The organism is Streptomyces sp. NRRL B-24484 (assembly GCF_000717715.1).
In the GTDB taxonomy this organism is placed as follows: domain Bacteria; phylum Actinomycetota; class Actinomycetes; order Streptomycetales; family Streptomycetaceae; genus Kitasatospora.
This window is the reverse complement of the sequence record NZ_JOAI01000039.1, coordinates 32,989-53,330: the sequence shown is the minus strand read 5'-3', so window position 1 is coordinate 53,330 and position 20,342 is coordinate 32,989. Positions and strand designations below refer to the sequence as shown.

17 protein-coding genes are annotated in these 20,342 nt (G+C 72.2%); 5 read left to right on the top strand and 12 right to left on the bottom strand.

Annotated elements, in window-relative coordinates; all coding sequences use genetic code 11:
• Positions 1-70: 70 nt before the first annotated feature.
• The 3 genes from IE98_RS0129580 to arc all read right to left on the bottom strand — a co-directional run bounded on the left by IE98_RS0129580 (position 71) and on the right by arc (position 3,796).
• Positions 71-289, bottom strand: coding sequence for a ubiquitin-like protein Pup (locus tag IE98_RS0129580; RefSeq protein ID WP_030274209.1), 219 nt, complete (start codon positions 287-289; stop codon positions 71-73).
• Between the two features lie 137 nt (positions 290-426).
• Complete coding sequence (gene dop / locus IE98_RS0129575; protein WP_030274207.1) at positions 427-1,938, bottom strand: depupylase/deamidase Dop; 1,512 nt, start codon at positions 1,936-1,938, stop codon at positions 427-429.
• Positions 1,939-2,029: 91 nt separating this feature from the next.
• Positions 2,030-3,796, bottom strand: a complete 1,767-nt coding sequence (gene arc / locus IE98_RS0129570; protein WP_030274205.1) for a proteasome ATPase — start codon at positions 3,794-3,796, stop codon at positions 2,030-2,032.
• 245 nt (positions 3,797-4,041) lie between these two features.
• On the opposite strand from arc, the gene IE98_RS0129565 reads away from it, so the two are divergent.
• Entirely contained in the window at positions 4,042-4,329 is a 288-nt protein-coding gene (locus tag IE98_RS0129565; RefSeq protein ID WP_030274203.1) for a ferredoxin, read from the top strand.
• 78 nt (positions 4,330-4,407) lie between these two features.
• Here the strand turns inward: IE98_RS0129565 and IE98_RS43275 are convergent, their stop codons facing one another.
• The 3 genes from IE98_RS43275 to IE98_RS0129545 form a co-directional block, all read right to left on the bottom strand.
• Positions 4,408-4,995, bottom strand: a complete 588-nt coding sequence (locus tag IE98_RS43275; protein ID WP_052391127.1) for a hypothetical protein — start codon at positions 4,993-4,995, stop codon at positions 4,408-4,410.
• A 305-nt stretch (positions 4,996-5,300) separates the two neighbouring features.
• The gene (locus IE98_RS0129555) at positions 5,301-6,263 is read right to left on the bottom strand and encodes a tRNA (adenine-N1)-methyltransferase (protein ID WP_030274199.1); all 963 of its coding nucleotides are present in this window, start codon (positions 6,261-6,263) and stop codon (positions 5,301-5,303) included.
• Positions 6,264-6,580: 317 nt separating this feature from the next.
• Entirely contained in the window at positions 6,581-7,780 is a 1,200-nt protein-coding gene (locus IE98_RS0129545; RefSeq protein WP_030274198.1) for a site-2 protease family protein, read from the bottom strand.
• 253 nt (positions 7,781-8,033) lie between these two features.
• Here IE98_RS0129545 and IE98_RS0129540 point away from each other — a divergent pair, with 253 nt between their 5' ends.
• Positions 8,034-8,942, top strand: coding sequence for a RecB family exonuclease (locus IE98_RS0129540; protein WP_052391126.1), 909 nt, complete (start codon positions 8,034-8,036; stop codon positions 8,940-8,942).
• A complete protein-coding gene (locus IE98_RS0129535; protein ID WP_030274195.1) occupies positions 8,943-9,614 on the top strand; it encodes a response regulator in 672 nt (223 codons plus the stop codon).
• A gap of 64 nt (positions 9,615-9,678) precedes the next feature.
• Here IE98_RS0129535 and IE98_RS0129530 read toward each other — a convergent pair whose 3' ends face one another.
• From IE98_RS0129530 to metH, 3 genes are all read right to left on the bottom strand, one after another.
• The gene (locus IE98_RS0129530) at positions 9,679-11,283 is read right to left on the bottom strand and encodes an ABC transporter substrate-binding protein (RefSeq protein ID WP_030274193.1); all 1,605 of its coding nucleotides are present in this window, start codon (positions 11,281-11,283) and stop codon (positions 9,679-9,681) included.
• A gap of 332 nt (positions 11,284-11,615) precedes the next feature.
• Entirely contained in the window at positions 11,616-12,317 is a 702-nt protein-coding gene (locus IE98_RS0129525; RefSeq protein ID WP_030274191.1) for an HAD family hydrolase, read from the bottom strand.
• A 160-nt stretch (positions 12,318-12,477) separates the two neighbouring features.
• Positions 12,478-15,996, bottom strand: a complete 3,519-nt coding sequence (gene metH, locus IE98_RS0129520; protein WP_030274189.1) for a methionine synthase — start codon at positions 15,994-15,996, stop codon at positions 12,478-12,480.
• Positions 15,997-16,212: 216 nt separating this feature from the next.
• On the opposite strand from metH, the gene IE98_RS0129515 reads away from it, so the two are divergent.
• Together IE98_RS0129515 and IE98_RS0129510 are read left to right on the top strand one after the other, a co-directional pair.
• Positions 16,213-17,205 (top strand): membrane protein, encoded by a 993-nt coding sequence (locus IE98_RS0129515; RefSeq protein ID WP_030274187.1) that lies wholly within the window; start codon positions 16,213-16,215, stop codon positions 17,203-17,205.
• Between the two features lie 25 nt (positions 17,206-17,230).
• Positions 17,231-17,767 (top strand): GNAT family N-acetyltransferase, encoded by a 537-nt coding sequence (locus tag IE98_RS0129510; protein ID WP_030274185.1) that lies wholly within the window; start codon positions 17,231-17,233, stop codon positions 17,765-17,767.
• A 15-nt stretch (positions 17,768-17,782) separates the two neighbouring features.
• Here the strand turns inward: IE98_RS0129510 and IE98_RS0129505 are convergent, their stop codons facing one another.
• From IE98_RS0129505 to IE98_RS0129495, 3 genes are read right to left on the bottom strand one after another with little or no spacing between them, the layout of a single operon-like run.
• The gene (locus tag IE98_RS0129505; RefSeq protein ID WP_030274184.1) at positions 17,783-18,334 is read right to left on the bottom strand and encodes a TetR/AcrR family transcriptional regulator; all 552 of its coding nucleotides are present in this window, start codon (positions 18,332-18,334) and stop codon (positions 17,783-17,785) included.
• On the bottom strand, positions 18,331-18,693 hold the full coding sequence (locus IE98_RS0129500) for a DUF1304 domain-containing protein (RefSeq protein WP_030274181.1): 363 nt from the start codon (positions 18,691-18,693) through the stop codon (positions 18,331-18,333). Before IE98_RS0129500 ends, IE98_RS0129505 begins: the two co-directional genes overlap by 4 nt.
• Positions 18,694-18,728: 35 nt before the next feature.
• Positions 18,729-20,342 (bottom strand): glycoside hydrolase family 13 protein, encoded by a 1,614-nt coding sequence (locus IE98_RS0129495; protein WP_030274180.1) that lies wholly within the window; start codon positions 20,340-20,342, stop codon positions 18,729-18,731.

Sequence of the window (20,342 nt, the reverse complement as noted above, 5' to 3'; positions counted from 1 at the left end):
CTGCAGGCATGCCGTGACACACCTGCAGCGCGGTCTCCGCAGCGCGGTTTCAGGAAGGGAATGCCCCCTCCTACTCGCCGCCCTTCTGCACGAATCCGCGGACGAAATCCTCGGCATTCGACTCGAGAACCTCGTCGATTTCGTCCAGGACGGCGTCGACGTCGTCGCTGAGCTTTTCCTGGCGCTCCTTCAGGTCGTCGGAGGCCTGCGCCTCTGCGGACTGCTCCTCGACCTCCTCGGAGGAGCGGTTCGCCCGCTGCTGGCCGCCGCCGGTGTCCTTACCAGCCATTTCCCTCACCCCGCTCGCTCTGTGTGGTCAGACCCTATCCGCCGGGTACGGCATTCGCGCCCGGTTTACCTTCAACGCCCGGCGCTCACCGGAATGATTCCCCCTCGGCGGGGATTTCACCCCAGGTGATCGAAGAGTTACCCTCCGGACAGTACACGAACCAGATCCTCGGCCGTCCGGCAGCGGTCCAGGAGTTCCTTGACGTGGTTCCTGGTGCCGCGCAGCGGTTCCATGGTGGGCACCCGCTGCAGCGAGTCGCGGCCCGGCAGGTCGAAGATCACCGAGTCCCAGGAGGCCGCGGCGACGTGCTCGGCGTACTGCTCCAGGCACCGGCCGCGGAAGTACGCCCGGGTGTCGTCCGGGGGCTTGGAGACCGCGCGGACGACCTCGTCCTCGGTGAGCAGCCGCTCGAACCGGCCGCGGGCCACCAGGCGGTTGTAGAGGCCCTTCTCGGCCCGCACGTCGCTGTACTGCAGGTCGACCAGGTGCAGCCGCGGGTTGTCCCAGTCCAGGCCGTCGCGCTGGCGGTAGCCCTCCAGCAGCTCGCGCTTGGCGATCCAGTCGAGCTCCTTGGACAGGCTCATCGGGTCGCGCTCAAGCCGGCCGAGCACGTCCTCCCAGCGGGCGAGCACGTCCATCGTCTGGTCGTCGGCGTCCTGCCCCCAGCGGTCCTCGACGTACTTGCGGGCGAGCTCGCAGTACTCCATCTGCAGCTGGACGGCGGTGAGCTTGCGACCGCTGCGCAGCTGGACGAGGTGGGTGAGGCCCGGGTCGTGGGAGACCCGGTGCAGGGTGCGCACCGGCTGGTCGACGGCCAGATCGACGGCGATGAAGCCGTCCTCGATCATCGCGAGCACCAGCGAGGTGGTGCCCAGCTTGAGGTAGGTGGAGATCTCCGAGAGGTTGGCGTCGCCGATGATCACGTGCAGCCGGCGGTACTTCTCGGCGTCGGCGTGCGGCTCGTCGCGGGTGTTGATGATCGGCCGCTTGAGGGTCGTCTCCAGACCCACCTCGACCTCGAAGAAGTCGGCGCGCTGACTGATCTGGAAGCCGTTCGAGGAGCCCTCCTGGCCGAGCCCGACCCGGCCGGCGCCGGTGACCACCTGGCGGGAGACGAAGAACGGCGTGAGGTGGCGGACGATGTCGGCGAACGGCGTCGCCCGCTTCATCAGGTAGTTCTCGTGGGTGCCGTAGGAGGCGCCCTTGTTGTCGGTGTTGTTCTTGTACAGGTGGATCTTCTGCCCGTTGGGCAGTTCCAGGGCGCGGGCGGCCGCCTCGGCCATGATCCGCTCGCCGGCCTTGTCCCAGAGCACCGCGTCGCGGGGGTTGGTCACCTCGGGCGAGCTGTACTCGGGGTGCGCGTGGTCCACGTAGAACCGGGCGCCGTTGGTGAGGATGACGTTGGCGAGGCCGATGTCCTCGTCGGTGAGCTGGCTGGCGTCCGCCACCTCGCGCGCGAGGTCGAAGCCGCGGGCGTCGCGGAGCGGGTTCTCCTCCTCGAAGTCCCAGCGGGCCCGGCGGGCCCGGTGCATCGCCGCGGCGTAGGCGTTGACGATCTGGGACGAGGTGAGCATGGCGTTGGCGTTCGGGTGGCCGGGCACGGAGATCCCGTACTCGGTCTCGATGCCCATCACGCGGCGTACGGTCATGCGGCCCTCCTTGCCCGTAGTGGTCCTGTGAGACGCGCCGTCCGGCTGCGGGGCGGGTGGGCACCGCAGCCGGACGGAGGGTTCGCGGTCCTTACAGGTACTGTCCGGTGTTGGCGACAGTGTCGATGGACCGACCGGACTCGGCGCCCTGCTTGCCGGTGACGAGGGTGCGGATGAAGACGATCCGCTCGCCCTTCTTTCCGGAGATCCGGGCCCAGTCGTCCGGGTTGGTGGTGTTGGGCAGGTCCTCGTTCTCCTTGAACTCGTCCACGCAGGCGGCGAGCAGGTGGGAGACGCGGAGGCCGCGCTGACCGTGGTCGAGGAAGTCCTTGATGGCCATCTTCTTCGCCCGGTCCACGATGTTCTGGATCATGGCGCCGGAGTTGAAGTCCTTGAAGTACAGGACCTCCTTGTCGCCGTTGGCGTAGGTGACCTCCAGGAAGCGGTTGTCCTCGGTCTCCGAGTACATCCGCTCGACCACGGACTGGATCATGGCGGCGACGGTGGCGGGCACCGAGCCGTCGTGCTCCTTGACGTCGTCCGGGTGGAACGGCAGCGAGTCCTTGAGGTACTTGGAGAAGATGTCCTTCGCCGCCTCGGCGTCCGGCCGCTCGATCTTGATCTTGACGTCCAGGCGGCCGGGCCGCAGGATCGCCGGGTCGATCATGTCCTCGCGGTTGGAGGCGCCGATGACGATGACGTTCTCCAGGCCCTCCACACCGTCGATCTCCGCCAGCAGTTGGGGGACGATGGTGTTCTCCACGTCCGAGCTGACGCCGGAGCCGCGGGTGCGGAACAGCGATTCCATCTCGTCGAAGAAGACGATGACGGGCGTGCCCTCGCTCGCCTTCTCCCGGGCCCGCTGGAAGACCAGGCGGATCTGCCGCTCGGTCTCGCCCACGTACTTGTTGAGCAGCTCGGGGCCCTTGATGTTGAGGAAGTAGCTCTTGCCCTGGGGCCGGCCGGTGACCTCGGCGACCTTCTTGGCCAGCGAGTTCGCGACCGCCTTGGCGATCAGCGTCTTGCCGCAGCCGGGCGGGCCGTAGAGCAGCACGCCCTTGGGCGGGCGCAGCTCGTACTCCTTGAAGAGGTCGGCGTGCAGGTAGGGCAGCTCGACGGCGTCGCGGATCTGCTCGATCTGGGTGCCCAGACCGCCGATCTGCCGGTAGTCGATGTCCGGGACCTCCTCGAGGACCAGCTCCTCGACCTCGGACTTCGGGACCACCTCGTAGACGTAGCCGGAGCGGGGCTCCAGCAGCAGGGCGTCGCCGGACCGCAGGGTGAGGTCGCGCAGCGGCTCGGCGAGCCGGACGACGCGCTCCTCGTCGGTGTGGCCGATCACCAGGGCGCGCTCGCCGTCCTCCAGGACCTCCTTGAGGGTGACGATGTCGCCGATGCTCTCGAAGGCCATCGCGTCCACGACGTTCAGGGCCTCGTTGAGCATGACCTCCTGGCCGCGGCGCAGCTCCTCGGGGTCGATGCCGGGGCTCACGTTGACCCGCAGCTTGCGGCCGCCCGTGAAGATGTCGACGGTGCCGTCCTCGTTGGCCTCGAGGAAGGTGCCGAACCCGGCCGGCGGCTGGGCGAGGCGGTCGACCTCCTCCTTGAGGGCCACGATCTGGTCGCGGGCCTCGCGGAGGGTGGCGGCGAGCCGCTCGTTCTGGGCGGTGACACCGGCCAGGTTGGTCTGGAGCTCGACGATGCGCTCTTCGAGGATTCTCGAGTTGCGCGGCGAGTCGGCGAGCTTGCGACGCAGGACGGCGATCTCCTGCTCGAGGTACGAGACCTGCGCGGCCTCGTCGGAACCACGAGCGGGCCGGCCGGCGCTGCGGTTGTAGTCGTCATCGTGGGCTGCCACGGTCCTCACCTCCTCCTGGGGGAGCTGGACGACCCAAACCTACCTGCAGCCAGGGGTCTGTAAACCCCTAGATCAGAAAGATGGATCGGGCGTGTCCGATCTTCGCCCTTGCGTTGCGTCCCCTCTGGTAGTGGATGTGCCCACCGCTCAACGGTTCAAAGCAGGGCGGGGGTAAGGTCGGCTCTGGAGTGCGAGTGGAAATGCCGCGCAAAGCGGGGCGTTCCGTGACAGAAACGGCAGGGGACATGTCGGCGACCGGCGAAGAGCTCGAAGTCTGGATCGACCAGGATCTGTGCACGGGCGACGGCATCTGCGCGCAGTACGCGCCGGAGGTCTTCGAGCTGGACATCGACGGCCTCGCCTACGTGAAGGACGAGGACGACGAGCTGCGCCAGCAGCCGGGCGACACGGTGCCCGTCCCGCTGACCCTGCTTCAGGACGTGGTGGACTCGGCCAAGGAATGCCCCGGTGACTGCATCCACGTGCGCCGGGTGCGCGACCGGGTCGAGGTGTACGGCCCCGACGCCGAGTGAGCCCGGCCGGGCTGAGCCCCGCTCAGCCCGGCCCCCGCAGGACGGTCCGTCAGCTCCGCCGGCTCCGGCGGGCCCAGGTCAGACCTGTCCGGCCGGCACGGCACTCTGTGCCCGCACCCAGCTCTCGCCCTGCCGCGTCCAGCTGAGGTCCACCGCCCGGTCCGGGCAGCAGCGCGGCACGTCGTCGGAGGACCAGCCCTGGGCGTGGCCGCGGATCGCGCCGTCGCTGCGGATCGTGAGCGCGGTGACGGTGAGGCCGTCCTTCACCGGGTCGAGCAGCGTCCCGGTGACCTGCGGGCGGCCGTCCGGGCCGTTGGTGAGCAGGTAGACCCCGTCCGGCGGGGTGCCGTTGCCGGCGGCGCAGTGGGCGGCCACGACCGTGCTCGGCACTCCGTCCACGGTCGCACTGGCCCGCAGTGCCACGGACACGCCGACCGGCCCGCAGTCAAGGGGAAGTTCGGCCTTCCCCGGGTCGGGTGCGGCGGCCGTCGGCACCGGCTCCGCGGTGGACCGCACGGGGGTGGGGGTGCCCTGCGCCGGGTCGGCCGCGAGCGCCCCGGCCACCACCGCGCCGCATCCGGCGGCGACCAGTGCCCAGTGCTTCAGCCCGCTGCGCGCGTGCCCCGGTGCCTTCGGTCCGCCGGTGGTCGTGCCGCTCGTGGTCATGGTCTGCTCCGCCTCGGCCGCTGCTGGTGCTCGCTGTCAGGGCTCCCCCGGGCCCGGGTGCCCGCCGTCCCCGCGAGGGGTGTCCCCCCACCTCGCCGCGCCCGCCGGGCAGACCTCTCCCCCGGTCGCTGCGCCGTGGCGCGAAGAAGGGGGTGTCGTGAGCGAGCATCCTGCCACATGATCGGCCGCTGCGGGACACCGGGCGGCGGGCTCGTCGGCGGGGCCGCCGCGGAACGCCGCGAGGGGCGGCACGCCGGAGGATCTCCTCCGTCGCGCCGCCCCTCGGCGGGTGGTCGGGCACGGTGTCAGGGCAGGTCGACGCCCTCGGCGGCGGCCGACTCGCGGGAGGCCCGGCGGGCCGCGGCCCGCTCGGCGAGCGAGGGCTCCGGGGTGCCGTTGTCGTAGTCCTCGCCGTAGGCGCCCTTGGCCGGACGGCGGCGGCGCAGCGGCGGCTCGACGCCGTCGGCGAGGCGCCGGGCGGTGAGCAGGAAGCCGGTGTGGCCGATCATCCGGTGGTCCGGACGGACGGCCAGGCCCTCCAGGTGCCAGGTGCGGACCATGGTCTCCCAGGCCTGCGGCTCGGTGAAGGTGCCGTGGTCGCGCAGCGCCTCGACGGTCTTCGACATCTGCGTGGTGGTGGCCACGTAGCAGCAGATGAGGCCGCCGGGGACGAGCGCCTTGGAGGCGACGTCCAGGCACTCCCAGGGGGCGAGCATGTCCAGGATGACGCGGTCGACGTCGGTCTCGACCAGGTTGTCCTGGAGGTCGCCGACGGTGAGCTTCCACGCCGGGTGCGGGCCGCCGAAGTAGCGCTCCACGTTGCCGCGGGCGATCTCGGCGAAGTCCTCGCGGCGCTCGTACGAGGCGAGCATGCCGGTGTCGCCGACCGCGCGCAGCAGGTACGTGGAGAGCGCGCCGGAGCCGACGCCGGCCTCGACGACGCGGGCGCCGGCGAAGATGTCGGCCATCGCCAGGATCTGACCCGCGTCCTTGGGGTAGATCACCGCCGCACCGCGGGGCATGGACAGGACGTAGTCGGGGAGCAGGGGGCGCAGCGCGAGGTACGGGACGTTGCCCGTCGTGCGTACGACCGTGCCCTCGGGGGCCCCGATCAGCTCGTCGTGCGGGAACGCACCCTTGTGGGTGTGGAACTGGTTCCCGGCCTGGAGCGTGAACGTGTAGTGGCGGCCCTTGGGGTCGGTCAGCTGGACCTGGTCCCCGACCTGGAAGGGCCCGCGTCGGCGGGTGGCACCGGTCGGTTCGGACATGCCGACAATCCTAAGGGAACGCCGGACCTCCCCCGACCAGCCGGGGTGCCGGCCGGTGAAGGAACGACCCCCACCCGGTGCGGAGCCGTCAAGGCCAACCCAGCAGGGGCGCGTGGGGGCACCTCCCGGCCGAAGGCCGGGGAGAACTGCGCAGTCCGGGGTCGGGTGTCACTGCGATTCGGGCCGGGCCCTGATCCATTCGGTGACCGGCATCCGACTTGCGCAGTTCCCCGCGCCCCTATCGGCTTGCCCCCTGCGGACCGCCGCCGCTGTCCGGGCCGGCCCCGAACCGTAGGAGGCCCCGTGCCGCTCGTGGCTCACACCCGGCCGCCGACCTCGCGGGCGAGTCTGCGTTCGAGGTCGGCGAGGGCCAGCACGCCGTACGGGGTGCCGTCGGGGCGGACGACCAGGTACTCGGTGGCGGGGACGCTCCGCATGGCGGTGAGCAGCTGCTCGCCCGTGAGGTCCAGGTCGAGCCGCATGCCGGGTTCGATGCCGCGGGCGAGCGCACCGACCGCGACCCAGGGGCGGCGGTGCTCGGGCACCTTGCCGACGGCGGCCTCGGTGACCAGCGCGGTGGCCTCGCCCCGGCCGTCGACCACGACGATCGCACCGGCCTGCGCCTCGCGGGCCCGCCGCAGCGCCTCGCCGAGCGGGGTGTCGGCGGGGACCTCGACGAAGCGTCGGGCGAGGTCCCGCAGGGCGAGCCGGGGCAGGGCCTCCCGGAGCCGGGCGTTGCGGACGGCTCCGCTCGCCCCGTTCCAGATGATCACGGCGAGGACGGCGGCGAGGACGCCGTCGATCAGGCTGTCGGTGGTGGACTGCTGGGGGTCGCGGGAGGCGCTGTACAACGGGAGGCCGAAGAGGACGAGCAGGGCGAGCCCGCGGCCGACCCAGGCGGCGGCGACGGTGCCGGCCATCGGCCGTCCGGTGATGCCCCAGACGACGGCGCGCAGCATCCGGCCGCCGTCGAGCGGCAGCCCGGGCAGCAGGTTGAAGGCGGCGACGACGAGGTTGCTGACCATCAGGCCGGCGAGCAGGACGCCGGGCACGGTGTCGGTGTCGACGGCGGTGAGCGCGACGTAGAAGACGCCGCCGAGGACGAGCGAGAGCAGCGGGCCGACGAAGGCCAGCCAGAACTCGCGGGCCGGTGTCTCGGCCTCCTTCTCGATCTCCGAGACGCCGCCGAAGAACTGCAGCTGGATGCGCCGCACCGAGAGCCGGTAGCGGAGCGCGACCACGGTGTGCGCGAGTTCGTGCACCAGCACGGAGGCGTAGAAGGCGACCGCGAAGGAGAAGGAGACCAGGTAGCGGGTGGCACCGAGCTCGGGCAGCACCTCGGAGAGGCGGCCGCCGAAGACCCAGGTGATCAGGGCGGCGATGACGAACCAGGAGGGCGTGACGTACACCGGGACGCCGAAGGGCCGGCCCATCAGGATGCCGCCCCGCGGTTCCGGCCGCTCGGGCCGGCCCGCCGACGGCTGGTCGGAGGTCCGCTGCCCCCTGGTGTCGCTCACCGCGTCCCCTTCGCTCTCGTCGTCCCCGCCGGCCCGCCGCGCTGCCGCGGCTGCCGCGGCTGCCGCGGCCCGCACCGTCGCGCCCACGCTACGTGATCTCCGTCCGGATGCCGCGCGCGCCCCTCGCGCCGCGCCCGCGGCGCCCGTCCGGTGCTGCCCGTACCTCGGTGATACCCCGGATGGGGCGCCTCCAGCGGTGCGGTGTCAGCCGGGCGGCAGCGGGATGTGAGCGAAGGGCAATAGGGTCGGGGGCATGCACCAGACCGACACCGAGCCGCCGGCCCGGCCGGCCGCCGCACCGACGGGGCTGTCGCCGTCGCGCGCCGGCGACTTCATGACCTGCCCGCTGCTGTACCGGCTGCGGGTGATCGACCGGCTGCCGGAGCCGCCGAGCGCGGCCGCGACCCGCGGCACGGTGGTGCACGCGGTGCTGGAGCGGCTGTTCGACCACCCGCCGGGCGACCGGACGGCGGAGCTGGCGCGCTCGCTGCTGCGCCCGCAGTGGGAGCGGCTGCTGGGCGAGCGGCCGGAGCTGGCGCAGCTGTTCCCGGGCGACGAGGACGGCTCGGCGCTGGCGGGCTGGCTGGGCGACGCGGAGAAGCTGGTGGACCGCTGGTTCGGCCTGGAGGACCCGACCCGGCTGCACCCGGTGGAGCGCGAGCTGTACGTGGAGACCCCGCTGGAGCCGGGCGTGCTGCTGCGCGGCTACATCGACCGGGTGGACGTCGCGCCGACCGGCGAGGTGCGGCTGGTCGACTACAAGACCGGCCGGGCGCCCTCGCGGGACTTCGAGGGCAAGGCGATGTTCCAGATGAAGTTCTACGCCCTGGTGGTGTGGCGCTGGAAGGGCGTCGTCCCCCGGCGGCTGCAGCTGGTGTACCTGGGCGGCGGCGGGGACGTGGTCACGTACGACCCGGACGAGGCGGACCTGCTGGCGGTGGAGCGCAAGCTCCGGGCGCTGTGGGAGACGATCTCGCGGGCGGTGGAGACGGGCGAGTTCCCGGCCACCCGCAACCGGCTGTGCGACTGGTGCGACCACAAGGCCCGGTGCCCGGAGTTCGGGGGCACTCCCCCGCCGTACCCGCTGCCGGTGCCGGTGCCGGCGCAGAGAACGACCGACGACGATCCCACGGGGGATCTCATGGTGAGCAAGGAGTCGTAGGTGACGATCCGAGTGCTGCTGGTCGACGACCAGCCACTGCTGCGCACCGGCTTCCGGATGATCCTGGAGGCCGAGTCCGACCTGGTGGTGGTCGGGGAGGCCGGGGACGGCCAGCAGGCGCTGGAGCAGGTCCGGGCGCTGCAGCCGGACGTGGTCCTGATGGACATCCGGATGCCGCGGATGGACGGGGTGGAGGCGACCCGGCGGATCTCCGGCCCGGGTCGGGACGGCCCGGCGAAGGTGCTGGTGCTGACCACCTTCGACCTGGACGAGTACGTGGTCGAGGCGCTCCGGGCGGGGGCCAGCGGCTTCCTGCTGAAGGACGTGCCGGCCGAGGAGCTGGTGCAGGCGATCCGGGTGGTGGCGGACGGTGCGGCGATGCTGGCGCCGTCGGTGACCCGGCGGCTGCTGGACATGTACGCCACCAAGCTGCCCTCCGGCGAGGAGGCGCCGCCGCAGGCGCTGGGCGCGCTGACCGAGCGCGAGGTGGAGGTGCTGCGGCTGGTCGCCCGTGGCCTGTCGAACGCGGAGATCGCCGCCGAGCTGTTCGTCAGCGAGACGACGGTGAAGACGCACGTCGGGCACGTGCTGACGAAGCTGCAGCTGCGCGACCGGGTGCAGGCCGCGGTGTACGCGTACGAGTCGGGTCTGGTGCGCCCCGGCTCGATGTGATCCGGCCCGGGTACGGCGACGGCCCGCCTCCTCCGCTGCGGAGGGGCGGGCCGTCGCCGTACGGTCACTTGGTGCCGTTGCGGCCGATCTCCCAGAAGCGGAAGATCCCGGTGGTGTCGACGGTGCCGTCGACGCCGGTGATGTCGTTGCGCGAGGCGTAGAACGACTTGGCCTGGAACAGCGGGATCACCGGGACGCCCTCGGCGACGATGTTCTGGATCTGGCCGTAGGCGCCGCCGGCGGAGCGGTCGGTCAGCTTGATGCTGGCGGGCACCAGCTTGCCGCTGATCCGCGGGTCGTCCCAGCCGTTGTGGAAGGCGCCGCCGTCGACCACGATCGGGCTGACGAAGTTGTCCGGGTCCGCGTAGTCGGGGGTCCAGCCGACGGTGTACGCCTGGTAGCTGCCGGCCTTCCAGCCCGCCTGGTACTTCTTCCAGTCGGACTCCTGCTTGATGTCGACCTGGAAGACGCCGCCGTTCTCCAAGTCCTTCTTGATCTGCTCCATCTCGGCGGCGCCGGCCCGGGCGCGCGACCAGGTCAGGGTGATCTTGACCGGCGTGGCGACCTTGGCGTTCGAGAGGATCTTCTTCGCCTTGTCGACGCTCGGGTCGCCGTAGCGGTCCGCGAAGGAGGTGTTGTGGCCGGTGATGCCGGCCGGCACCAGCGAGTACAGCGGCTGGACGGTGTTGGCGTACACCGTGCGGGAGAGCGCCTTGCGGTCGACCAGCTGGGCGATCGCCTGGCGGACGGCCGGGTTGCCGGTGACGGCGTCCTTGGTGTTGAGGACCAGGTAGCGGGTCTCGGCGCTCTCGCCCTCGGCGACCTTGAGGTCGCCCTGGCCGGCCATCTGGTCGCTCTTGATCTTGGCGCCGGCGGAGGGCTCCAGGCTGTTGTCGGCGAGGTCGACCTCGCCCTTCTCCAGCGCGGACTTCAGCTCGCCGGGCGCGTTGAAGTAGCGCAGCGCGAACTTGCCGCTGGTCGGCTTGTTGTCGCCCTTGTACTCGCTGTTGGCGGAGAGGGTGATCTTGCCGGGGTTGTCGCCGCCGTCGATGGTGGCGACCGAGTCGATCTTGTACGGGCCGGAGCCGACCAGCTTGTCGTTGGCGAGCAGCGCGTCGGCCGGGAAGACCTGGTGGTCGACGATGGAGCCGGCGGCCGAGGCGAGCTTCGCCGGGAGGACCGCGTCCGGGGCCTTGAGGTGGAAGACCACCTTCTCGTCGCCCTTGGCCTCCACCGACTTGATGGTGGAGAGCAGCGAGGCGGGGCCGCTCGGGTCGTTGATCTTCAGCATGCGCTGGACCGAGAAGACGACGTCCTCGCTGGTCAGCGAGTGGCCGTTGGAGAACTTCAGCCCGCTGCGCAGGGTGCACGCGTAGGTGATCGCGTCACCGCCGGTGAAGCCGCAGGACTGCGCGGCCTCCGGCTGCGGCACGGTCGCGCCGGGCGGGAAGCTCAGCAGCGACTGGAAGGTGTTGTTCAGCACCAGCCAGGAACCGGCGTCGTAGGCACCGGCCGGGTCGAGCACGCTGGTCACGTTGGTGGTGCCCATGGTGATCGTGGACGGCGAGTCCTTGCCGGTGACGGCCTTGGTCGCGGAGGCGCAGCCGGCGGCCGAGGACGCGACCATGACGGCGCAGCCGAGCACGGCCAGGCGGTGGGCTGAAGACATGCGGGATGGATTCCTTCTCCGTGCGGCCGGGCTTGTGGGGAGGCGCCGGTAGGGTGCCGTCACGTGCCGTGACCAGGGTGGTGGGCGCGGCCGGGACGGTCCGTTGGTCCCCTGTTCGGGGATTGACCGGAAGTAGCGTGCCATATCGACCACGCACCGCCTCGCACGCGTGCGCGAGGGCCCGGGGTTCGAGGGCCTCCCGCCGGATCCCGCGGTCCGGCGTTCTGTCACGCGATGTCCGTTTTCTCCATCGGCCCCTGTACGGTCCGTCGCCGGGGCGCCGCAGCCAGAGAGCGGCCGGGGGGCGGCCCCTCACGGAAAAGAGATCGATCTCACACCCTGGTCGCGGTGAGCGCGTGCAGCAGCTCCAGGTCGACCTGCTCCAGCGAGCCGAGGACGGTGCGGCCGGGGCCGGGCTCGATGGCCGCGACGGAGGGCACCGCGATGACCGGGCAGCCGGCCGCCTCGGCGGCGAGCACGCCGGTGGGGGCGTCCTCGATGACCACGCAGCGGGCCGGGTCGGCGCCGAGCCGGGCGGCGGCGGTGAGGTACGGGTCGGGGTGCGGCTTGGTCCGCGGCACCTCGTCGCCGGCCACCGAGAAGGCGAAGTGGTGGGCGCCGAGGCTGCGCAGCACGATGTCGATGACGTGCCGGTGCGAGGCGGACACCAGGGCGGCGGGGACGCCGTGCGCGGCCAGGGTGTTGAGCAGCCGTTCGGCACCGGGCATCAGCGGCACGCCGCCGGCCAGCAGGTCGACGAAGCGCTGGTTGATCAGCACGGTCAGCTCGGCCGGGGTGAGCGGCGCGGCCGTGCGGGAGAGCAGGTAGTCGATGACCCGGGTCATCGGGCCGCCGACGACGTGGGCGCGGTCGGCCTCGTCGAGGACGTGGCCGAACTCGGCGAAGAGCGAAGCCTCGGCCTGCCACCAGAAGTCCTCGGTGTCGACGAGCGTGCCGTCCATGTCGAGCAGCACGGCCTGCAGGCCGCCGCCGGTACCGCCGAGGCTCTCGGTGAGGGTCGAGATGGTCGTCATGGCAAGGTCCCTTCGCCGGGTGGGGTCCCGTCCGCACGGGTGGCCGGACGTGGCCGGGGATGGCACAGGCCGGCCCGCTGGTGAGCGGACCGGCCCGTTCAGGATCATTCAGGATACGCCCGCCGACCGGAAATGTGCCGAACGGAACGCAGCGGACGGGTTACCTGGCGTTGAAGTACTTCGCCTCGGGGTGGTGGATCACGATGGCGTCCGTGGACTGCTCGGGGTGCAGCTGGAACTCCTCGGAGAGCACCACGCCGATCCGCTCGGGCTTCAGCAGCTCGGCGATCTTGGCTCGGTCCTCCAGCTCCGGGCAGGCGCCGTAGCCCAGCGAGAAGCGGGCGCCGCGGTACTTGAGGGCGAACATGTCGCGGACGTCCTGCGGGTCCTCGTCGCCGAAGCCGAGCTCGTAGCGGACCCGGGCGTGCCAGAACTCGGCGAGCGCCTCGGCCAGCTGCACCGACAGGCCGTGCAGCTCCAGGTAGTCGCGGTAGGCGTTGGCGGCGAACAGCTCGTTCGCGGCCTCGGAGACCCGGTTGCCCATGGTGACCACCTGCAGCGCCACCACGTCCCGCTCGCCGGAGTCCTCCGGGCGGAAGAAGTCGGCGAGGCAGAGCCGGCGGCCGCGGCGCTGGCGCGGGAAGGTGAAGCGGGTCCGCTCGGAGCCGTCCTCGTTGTGGACGATCAGGTCGTCGCCCTTGGAGTTCGCCGGGAAGTAGCCGTAGATGACGGCGGGCTCCAGCCAGCCCTCGGTCTGCAGCCGGTCCAGCCACATCCGCAGCCGCGGCCGGCCCTCGGTCTCCACCAGCTCCTCGTAGGAGGGGCCGTCACCGGTGCGCGAGGCCTTCAGGCCCCACTGGCCCTTGAACAGCGCGTCCTCGTCCAGCCAGGAGGCGTAGTCGGCGAACGGGATGCCCTTGACGATCCGGTCGCCCCAGAACGGCGGCACCGGCACCCGGTTGTCGACGGCCACGTCGGAGCGGATCTGGCCGAGGTTGACCTCCTCGACCTCCTCCACCTCCACCCGGGCGTGCCGGCGCTGCCGCAGCTCGGGCAGCGCGGCGCCGGGCACGCCGCGCTTGACCGCGACCAGGGCGTCCATCAGCTTGAGGCCCTCGAAGGCGTCCCGGGCGTAGCGGACCTCGCCCTGGTAGACCTCGTGCAGGTCCTGCTCGACGTAGGCGCGGGTCAGCGCGGCGCCGCCGAGGATCACCGGGTAGTCGGCGGCCAACCCGCGCTGGTTCAGCTCCTCCAGGTTCTCCTTCATGATCACCGTGGACTTCACCAGCAGCCCGGACATGCCGATGACGTCGGCCCGGTGCTCCTGCGCCGCCTCCAGGATCGCCGAGACCGGCTGCTTGATGCCCAGGTTGACGACGTTGTAGCCGTTGTTGGACAGGATGATGTCGACCAGGTTCTTGCCGATGTCGTGGACGTCGCCCTTCACGGTGGCGAGCACGATGGTGCCCTTGCCCTCCGAGTCCGACTTCTCCATGTGCGGCTCCAGGTGGGCCACCGCGGACTTCATCACCTCGGCGGACTGCAGCACGAACGGCAGCTGCATCTGGCCGGAACCGAACAGCTCGCCGACCACCTTCATGCCGGCCAGCAGCGTCTCGTTGATGATCTCCAGCGCCGGACGGGCCGTCAGCGCCTCGTCCAGGTCGGCCTCCAGGCCGTTCCGCTCGCCGTCGACGATCCGCCGCTGCAGGCGCTCGTCCAGCGGCAGCGCCGCCAGCTCCTCCGCCTTGGAGGCCCTCACCGAGGCCGAGGAGACACCCTCGAACAGCTCCAGCAGGCGCTGCAGCGGGTCGTAGCCGTCCCGGCGGCGGTCGTACACCAGGTCCAGCGCGACCTCGCGCTGCTCCTCGGGGATCCGCGCGATCGGCAGGATCTTGGAGGCGTGCACGATCGCCGAGTCCAGGCCGGCCTCGACGCACTCGTGCAGGAACACCGAGTTCAGCACCACGCGGGCGGCCGGCGACAGGCCGAAGGAGATGTTGGACAGGCCGAGCGTGGTCTGCACCTGCGGGCGGCGGCGCTTCAGCTCGCGGATCGCCTCGACGGTCTCGATGCCGTCCCGGCGGGACTCCTCCTGGCCGGTGCCCAGGGTGAAGGTGAGGCAGTCGACCAGGATCGACGACTCGTCGATGCCGTACTCGGTGGTGAGCTGCTCGATCAGCCGCTCGGCGATGGCGACCTTCTTGTCCGCGGTGCGGGCCTGGCCCTCCTCGTCGATGGTCAGCGCGATCAGGCCGGCGCCGTGCTCGCGGGCGAGCGAGGCGATCCTGCCGAAGCGGGTCTCGGGGCCGTCGCCGTCCTCGTAGTTGACGGAGTTGAGCACCGCGCGGCCGCCGAGCGCCTCCAGGCCGGCCCGCAGCACCTCGGGCTCGGTGGAGTCCAGCACCAGCGGCAGGGTCGAGGCGGTCGCCAGCCGGGTGGCGACCTCCCGCATGTCGGCGACGCCGTCGCGGCCGACGTAGTCGACGCACAGGTCGAGCAGGTGCGAGCCGTCCCGGATCTGGTCGCGGGCGATCTCGACGCAGGCCTGCCAGTCCTCGGCGAGCATCGCCTCGCGGAACTTCTTCGAGCCGTTGGCGTTGGTGCGCTCGCCGATCGCCAGGTAGGAGAGGTCCTGCCGGAACGGCACCGACTGGTAGAGCGAGGCGGCGGCCGCCTCCGGCTTCGGGTCGCGGGCCACCACCGGGCGGCCCTGGACGCGCTCGACCACGTGCCGCAGGTGCTCCGGCGTGGTGCCGCAGCAGCCGCCGACCAGCGACAGGCCGTACTCACGCACGAAGGTCTCGTGGGCGTCCGCGAGCTCCTCGGGGCTCAGCGGGTAGTGCGCGCCGTCCTTGCCGAGGACGGGCAGGCCGGCGTTGGGCATGCAGGAGAGGCCGACCTTGGCGTTCTTCGCCAGGTAGCGCAGGTGCTCGCTCATCTCGGCGGGGCCGGTGGCGCAGTTCATGCCGATGTAGTCGATGCCCAGCGGCTCCAGGGCGGTCAGCGCCGCACCGATCTCCGAGCCGAGCAGCATGGTGCCGGTGGTCTCCACGGTCACCTGGGCGAGCACCGGCAGGTCCAGGCCGGCCTCGGCGAGCGCCTGCTTCACGCCCAGCACGGAGGCCTTGGTCTGCAGCAGGTCCTGGCTGGTCTCGATCAGCAGGGCGTCGGCGCCGCCGGCGATCAGGCCGGCCGCGTTCTGCCGGAAGCCCTCGCGGATCACCGCGAAGGTGGTGTGGCCCAGGGTCGGCAGCTTGGTGCCGGGGCCGATCGAGCCGAGCACCCAGCGGGTCCGGCCGTCCCGGGCGGTGAACTCGTCGGCCGCCTCGCGGGCGATCCTCGCCCCGGCCTCGGACAGCTCGACGATGCGGTCGGCGATCTCGTACTCTCCGAGCGCCGCGGCATTGGCACCGAAGGTGTTGGTCTCCACGCAGTCCACGCCGACGGCGAAGTACGCGTCGTGCACCGAGCGCACGATGTCGGGGCGGGTGACGTTGAGGATCTCGTTGCAGCCCTCCAGCTGCCGGAAGTCCTCCAGGGTCGGGTCCTGCGCCTGCAGCATCGTGCCCATCGCTCCGTCGGCCACCACGACGCGGGTGGCGAGGGCTTCGCGGAGGGCGTTCGCACGCTCCTGGTGGGCGGCGGCTGCGGCGGACGAGGGGACGGCGGTGGCCATGGGGCGACTCCCTGGGTGCGACGGCTGTCGGCTATGCGTCCCCTCCTGGTTCGGGGGCGCACGCCGTCAGGGTATCCGGACACCTGCCCGGCGACGGAACCCGTTCCGCATCCTGGGCGTCCTGACCACCTGAACGGACGGGAAGGGAGTGGCCGGGTGCCACGGAGGATCACCGCGCCGGCGGCGTGGTTGCGCAGGCCGCGGCCCGGACGGAGGGTGCGCCGGCGGCTCGTCGTCGCGCTGCTCGCCGTCCTCGGGCTGCTGCTCCTTCCGGTGGGCGCCGCCGCCGTCGCCCTGCGGGTGCAGTACGTGGGCGAACCGGCCGCCGAGGCCAGGACGAGGGGCCGCGACGCCCTCTGGCTGGGCCACGCCTGGGTCGACGGGCGGCGCACCGACGCCGACCTCACCGCGCTCGCCGCCCGCCTCGCCGGCACCGGCATCCGCGACCTGTACGTGCACACCGGGCCGCTCGCGCACGACGGCTCGCTCGACCCCGCGCTCGCCCCGGAGGCCCGCTGGTTCCTGGACGGCGTCCACCGCCGGCTGCCCGGCCTGCGGGTGCAGGCCTGGCTCGGCGACGTGGTCGCCCCGGAGAAGGACGGCCTGCGCCTGGACCGGCCCGAGGTGCGGACCCGGATCACCGTCGCCACCGTGCAGACGCTGGCCCTCGGCTTCGAGGGCGTGCACTTCGACCTCGAACCCGTCCGCTCCGGGTCCGCCGGCTTCCTCGCCCTGCTCGACCAGCTCCACCCGCTCACCGCCTCCTCCGGGGTGCCGCTCTCGGTCGCCGCCCCGCAGATCGACCCCGTCCCCGGACTGCACCGGGCCGGGCTCGCCCTCGCCGACCACGGCAAGTGGTGGTCGAAGGAGTACTTCGCGGACGTCGCCCGCCGGGTCGACCAGATCGCGGTGATGAGCTATGACACCGGGATGCCCCTGGAGTCGCTGTACGGCGGCTACGTCGCCCGGCAGACCGAGCTGGCGCTGGCCGCCACCCCGGCCTCCGCCGACCTGCTGATCGGACTGCCCGCGTACTGGGCGGACGACTTCGGTCACCGCGGCTCCGCCGAGACCGTCTCGGCCGCCGTCCGCGGCGCCCGGCTCGGCCTCGGCCGCAACGGGCGGCAGAACTTCGGCCTGGCGCTGTACGTCGACTTCACCGCCACCCCCGCCGACTGGATCGCCTACCGCAACGGCTGGTGCCGCTGAGGTCCGCCCGGGTTAGGCTGCGGCCATGACCGAACCGGGGGCGGACACAACGGAACTGACGACAGATCACCTCGTCCTGCGGCGACCGGTCCCCGCGGACGTGGCGGCGATCCTGGCCGTCCACCGCGACCCGCGGACCTGCCGGCACAACCCTTCCGACGCCCTGCGCACCCGGGCCGAGGCCGAATGGCTGTACCGGCGCTGGGACGAGCGGTGGCGGCGCAGCGGCTACGGGTACTGGGTGGTGCGCGGTCTGGAGGCGGAGCAGCCGCTCGGCTTCTGCGGGGTGAAGCCGACCGTGCTGGGCGGCATCCGCGGGCTCAACCTCTTCTACCGCTTCGACCCGGCCTGCTGGGGCCGGGGCGTGGCGAGCGAGGCCGCCTCCGCCGTGGTGGCGTGGGCCGGCCGGCGGCTGCCGCGGCTGCCCCTGATCGCCCGGATACGCCCCGACAACCTCGCCTCTCAGCGGGTCGCGGTGAAGGCCGGGCTGACCCGCGCCGACCACCTGGACGAGATCGGCGAGGACGGCCTGGACTGGATCTGGGCCCGCAACCTGCCGTAGCAGGCGGCTGTGGCTTCACATCGGAGCGCTGTGCAGGGCGATCAGCAGGCGCCAGACGTGGCCGGCGAAGGTGGGCGGGTCTGCGGTGATCAGGCCGTGCAGCCAGTCGGCGAGCAGGCCGGTGAAGGCTGCGGCGACGGCGGAGGCCACCGTGTCGGCGTGCGGGGCGCCGGCCCGTTCGCGTTCGGTGCGGCTGCGCTCCCGCAGCCGCCGGTGCATGAGGTCGCCGAGCGGGCCGCCGCCGCCCGGGTCGAGCAGGCCGCGGTAGAGCGCGGCGCGCTCGGCGGTGTCCGCCAGGAAGGCGGTGAGGGCGGCGGGGGGTGCCGCCGGGTCGACCGGGCCGCGCCAGTCGTGCAGGGCGTCGACGGCCGCCTCGACCACTCCCCCGCAGGCGTCGACGGCGAGCGCCCGCAGGTCCTCGTAGTGCAGGTAGAAGGTGGCCCGGCCGAGGCCCGCGCGGCGGACCACGGCCGAGACGCTCACCTCCGAGAGCGGCCGCTCGCCGCACTCGGCGAGCAGTGCGCCGCGCAGTGCGGCCCTGGTGCGTTCGGCGCGGGGGTCGTTCATCCGGCGGCCAGCACGGCGGCGAGGGCGACGGCCCCGGGCAGCGCCTGGGCGACCAGGATCCGCCGGTTCGCGGTGGCCCCGCCGTACAGACCGGCGACCACGACGCAGCTCAGGAAGAAGACCTGGGCGTCGTGGCCGACCGGGTCGGCGGCGATCAGGCCCCAGACCAGGCCCGCGGCCAGGAAGCCGTTGTAGAGGCCCTGGTTGGCGGCCAGCGGGGCGGTCGCCTTCGCGAGGCCGGCGTCGAAGCCGGAGAGGCTCCGGCCCGGGGAGCGCTCCCAGAGGAACATCTCCAGCACCAGGATGTACGCGTGCAGTGCGGCCACCAGGCCGACCAGGACGTTCGCCGCCGTATGCATGGATCACTCCGATTTCATGGACACCTGTCCAGCAATCATAGACGAGTGTCCAGGAACTCCAGCCACACCGCGGTGTCGGCGGGCACAGCGCCGTCGGCGAGCGGTCCGCTGGAGAGCACCGGCCGGGTGTCCCCGGGCAGCGGCACCGGCTGTTCGCCGAGGTTCACCAGGCAGCCGAAGCCCTCGGCGCGCCGGAAGGCCAGCACCTCGGGGGCGGAGGGCAGCCAGTCGAAGCCCCCGGTGATCCGCTCGCGGCGGATCCGCAGCGCGGCGCGGTAGAGCTCCAGCATCGAGTCCGGGTCGCCGGTCTGCGCCGCCACGGTGAGCGCGCCCCAGCCGGCCGGCTGCGGCAGCCAGGACTCGGCGCCGTCGGGCGCGAAGCCGTACGGCGGCAGGGTGCCGGACCACGGGATCGGGACGCGGCAGCCGTCACGGCCGGGGTCGGCCCCGCCCGAGCGGAAGTGCATCGGGTCCTGCAGGCTGCCGAGCGGCAGGTCCTCGACCTCGGGCAGGCCGAGCTCCTCGCCCTGGTAGAGGTAGAGCGAGCCGGGCAGGGCGAGCGAGAGCAGGGCTGCGGCGCGCGCCCGGCGCAGGCCCAGGTCCAGGTCGGTCGGGGTGCCGAAGCGCTTGGTGGCGAACTGGAAGCGGGTGTCCTCCCGGCCGTACCGGGTGACGGTGCGGGTGACGTCGTGGTTGGCGAGCACCCAGGTGGCCGGGGCGCCGACCGGGGCGTGCGCCGCCAGCGTGCCGTCGATCGAGGCGCGCAGCTCGGCGGCCGACCACGGGCGGGCCAGGAAGTCGAAGTTGAAGGCGGTGTGCAGCTCGTCCGGGCGCAGGTAGCGGGCGAACCGCTCGGTGTCCGGCACCCAGATCTCGCCGATCAGCACCCGCGGCTCCTCGTAGGAGTCGGCGATCGCCCGCCAGGAGCGGTAGATCTCGTGCAGGTCGTCGCGGTCGACGAACGGGTGGGTGTCGACGCCGGGTTCGAAGTCGGGCAGGCCGGGCTCCTTGGTCAGCAGGCCGGCCGAGTCGATCCGCACGCCGGCCGCGCCGCGGTCGAACCAGAACCGCAGGATCTCCTCGTGCTCCCGGCGGACCAGCGGGTGCGCCCAGTTGAGGTCGGGCTGCTCGGTGGCGAACAGGTGGAGGTACCACTGCCCGTCCTCGATCCGCGTCCACGGGCAGCCGCCGAACTCCGACTTCCAGTCGTTGGGCGGCAGTTCGCCGTGCTCGCCGCGGCCCTCGGCGAAGTGGAAGAGCTCCCGCTCGGGGCTGCCGATGCCGGCCGCGAGGGCCGCCCGGAACCACGGGTGCCGGTCGGACACGTGGTTGGGCACGATGTCGACGACGGTGCGGATGCCCAGGTCGCGGGCCTCCGCGATGAGCTTCTCGGCCTCCTCCAGGGAGCCGAAGACCGGGTCGATGGCGCGGTAGTCGGCGACGTCGTAGCCGCCGTCCTTCAGCGGGGAGGGGTACCAGGGGTTGAACCAGACGGCGTCGAAGCCGAGTTCGGCGAGGTACGGGAGCCGGGCGCGGATCCCCGCCAGGTCACCGGTGCCGTCGCCGTTGCCGTCGGCGAAGCTGCGCGGGTAGACCTGGTAGATCGCCGCGTCTCGCCACCAGTCCCGGCGGTCGGGCTGCTGTACCAC

What these genes read in the sequence shown, in the direction of transcription:
- IE98_RS0129580 (WP_030274209.1), bottom strand. Translation starts at nt 289, where the DNA reads ATGGCTGGTAAGGACACCGGCGGCGGCCAGCAGCGGGCGAACCGCTCC.
- dop (WP_030274207.1), bottom strand. Translation starts at nt 1,938, where the DNA reads ATGACCGTACGCCGCGTGATGGGCATCGAGACCGAGTACGGGATCTCC.
- IE98_RS0129565 (WP_030274203.1), top strand. Translation starts at nt 4,042, where the DNA reads ATGTCGGCGACCGGCGAAGAGCTCGAAGTCTGGATCGACCAGGATCTG.
- IE98_RS43275 (WP_052391127.1), bottom strand. Translation starts at nt 4,995, where the DNA reads ATGACCACGAGCGGCACGACCACCGGCGGACCGAAGGCACCGGGGCAC.
- IE98_RS0129555 (WP_030274199.1), bottom strand. Translation starts at nt 6,263, where the DNA reads ATGTCCGAACCGACCGGTGCCACCCGCCGACGCGGGCCCTTCCAGGTC.
- IE98_RS0129540 (WP_052391126.1), top strand. Translation starts at nt 8,034, where the DNA reads ATGCACCAGACCGACACCGAGCCGCCGGCCCGGCCGGCCGCCGCACCG.
- IE98_RS0129530 (WP_030274193.1), bottom strand. Translation starts at nt 11,283, where the DNA reads ATGTCTTCAGCCCACCGCCTGGCCGTGCTCGGCTGCGCCGTCATGGTC.
- IE98_RS0129525 (WP_030274191.1), bottom strand. Translation starts at nt 12,317, where the DNA reads ATGACGACCATCTCGACCCTCACCGAGAGCCTCGGCGGTACCGGCGGC.
- metH (WP_030274189.1), bottom strand. Translation starts at nt 15,996, where the DNA reads ATGGCCACCGCCGTCCCCTCGTCCGCCGCAGCCGCCGCCCACCAGGAG.
- IE98_RS0129510 (WP_030274185.1), top strand. Translation starts at nt 17,231, where the DNA reads ATGACCGAACCGGGGGCGGACACAACGGAACTGACGACAGATCACCTC.
- IE98_RS0129505 (WP_030274184.1), bottom strand. Translation starts at nt 18,334, where the DNA reads ATGAACGACCCCCGCGCCGAACGCACCAGGGCCGCACTGCGCGGCGCA.
- IE98_RS0129500 (WP_030274181.1), bottom strand. Translation starts at nt 18,693, where the DNA reads ATGCATACGGCGGCGAACGTCCTGGTCGGCCTGGTGGCCGCACTGCAC.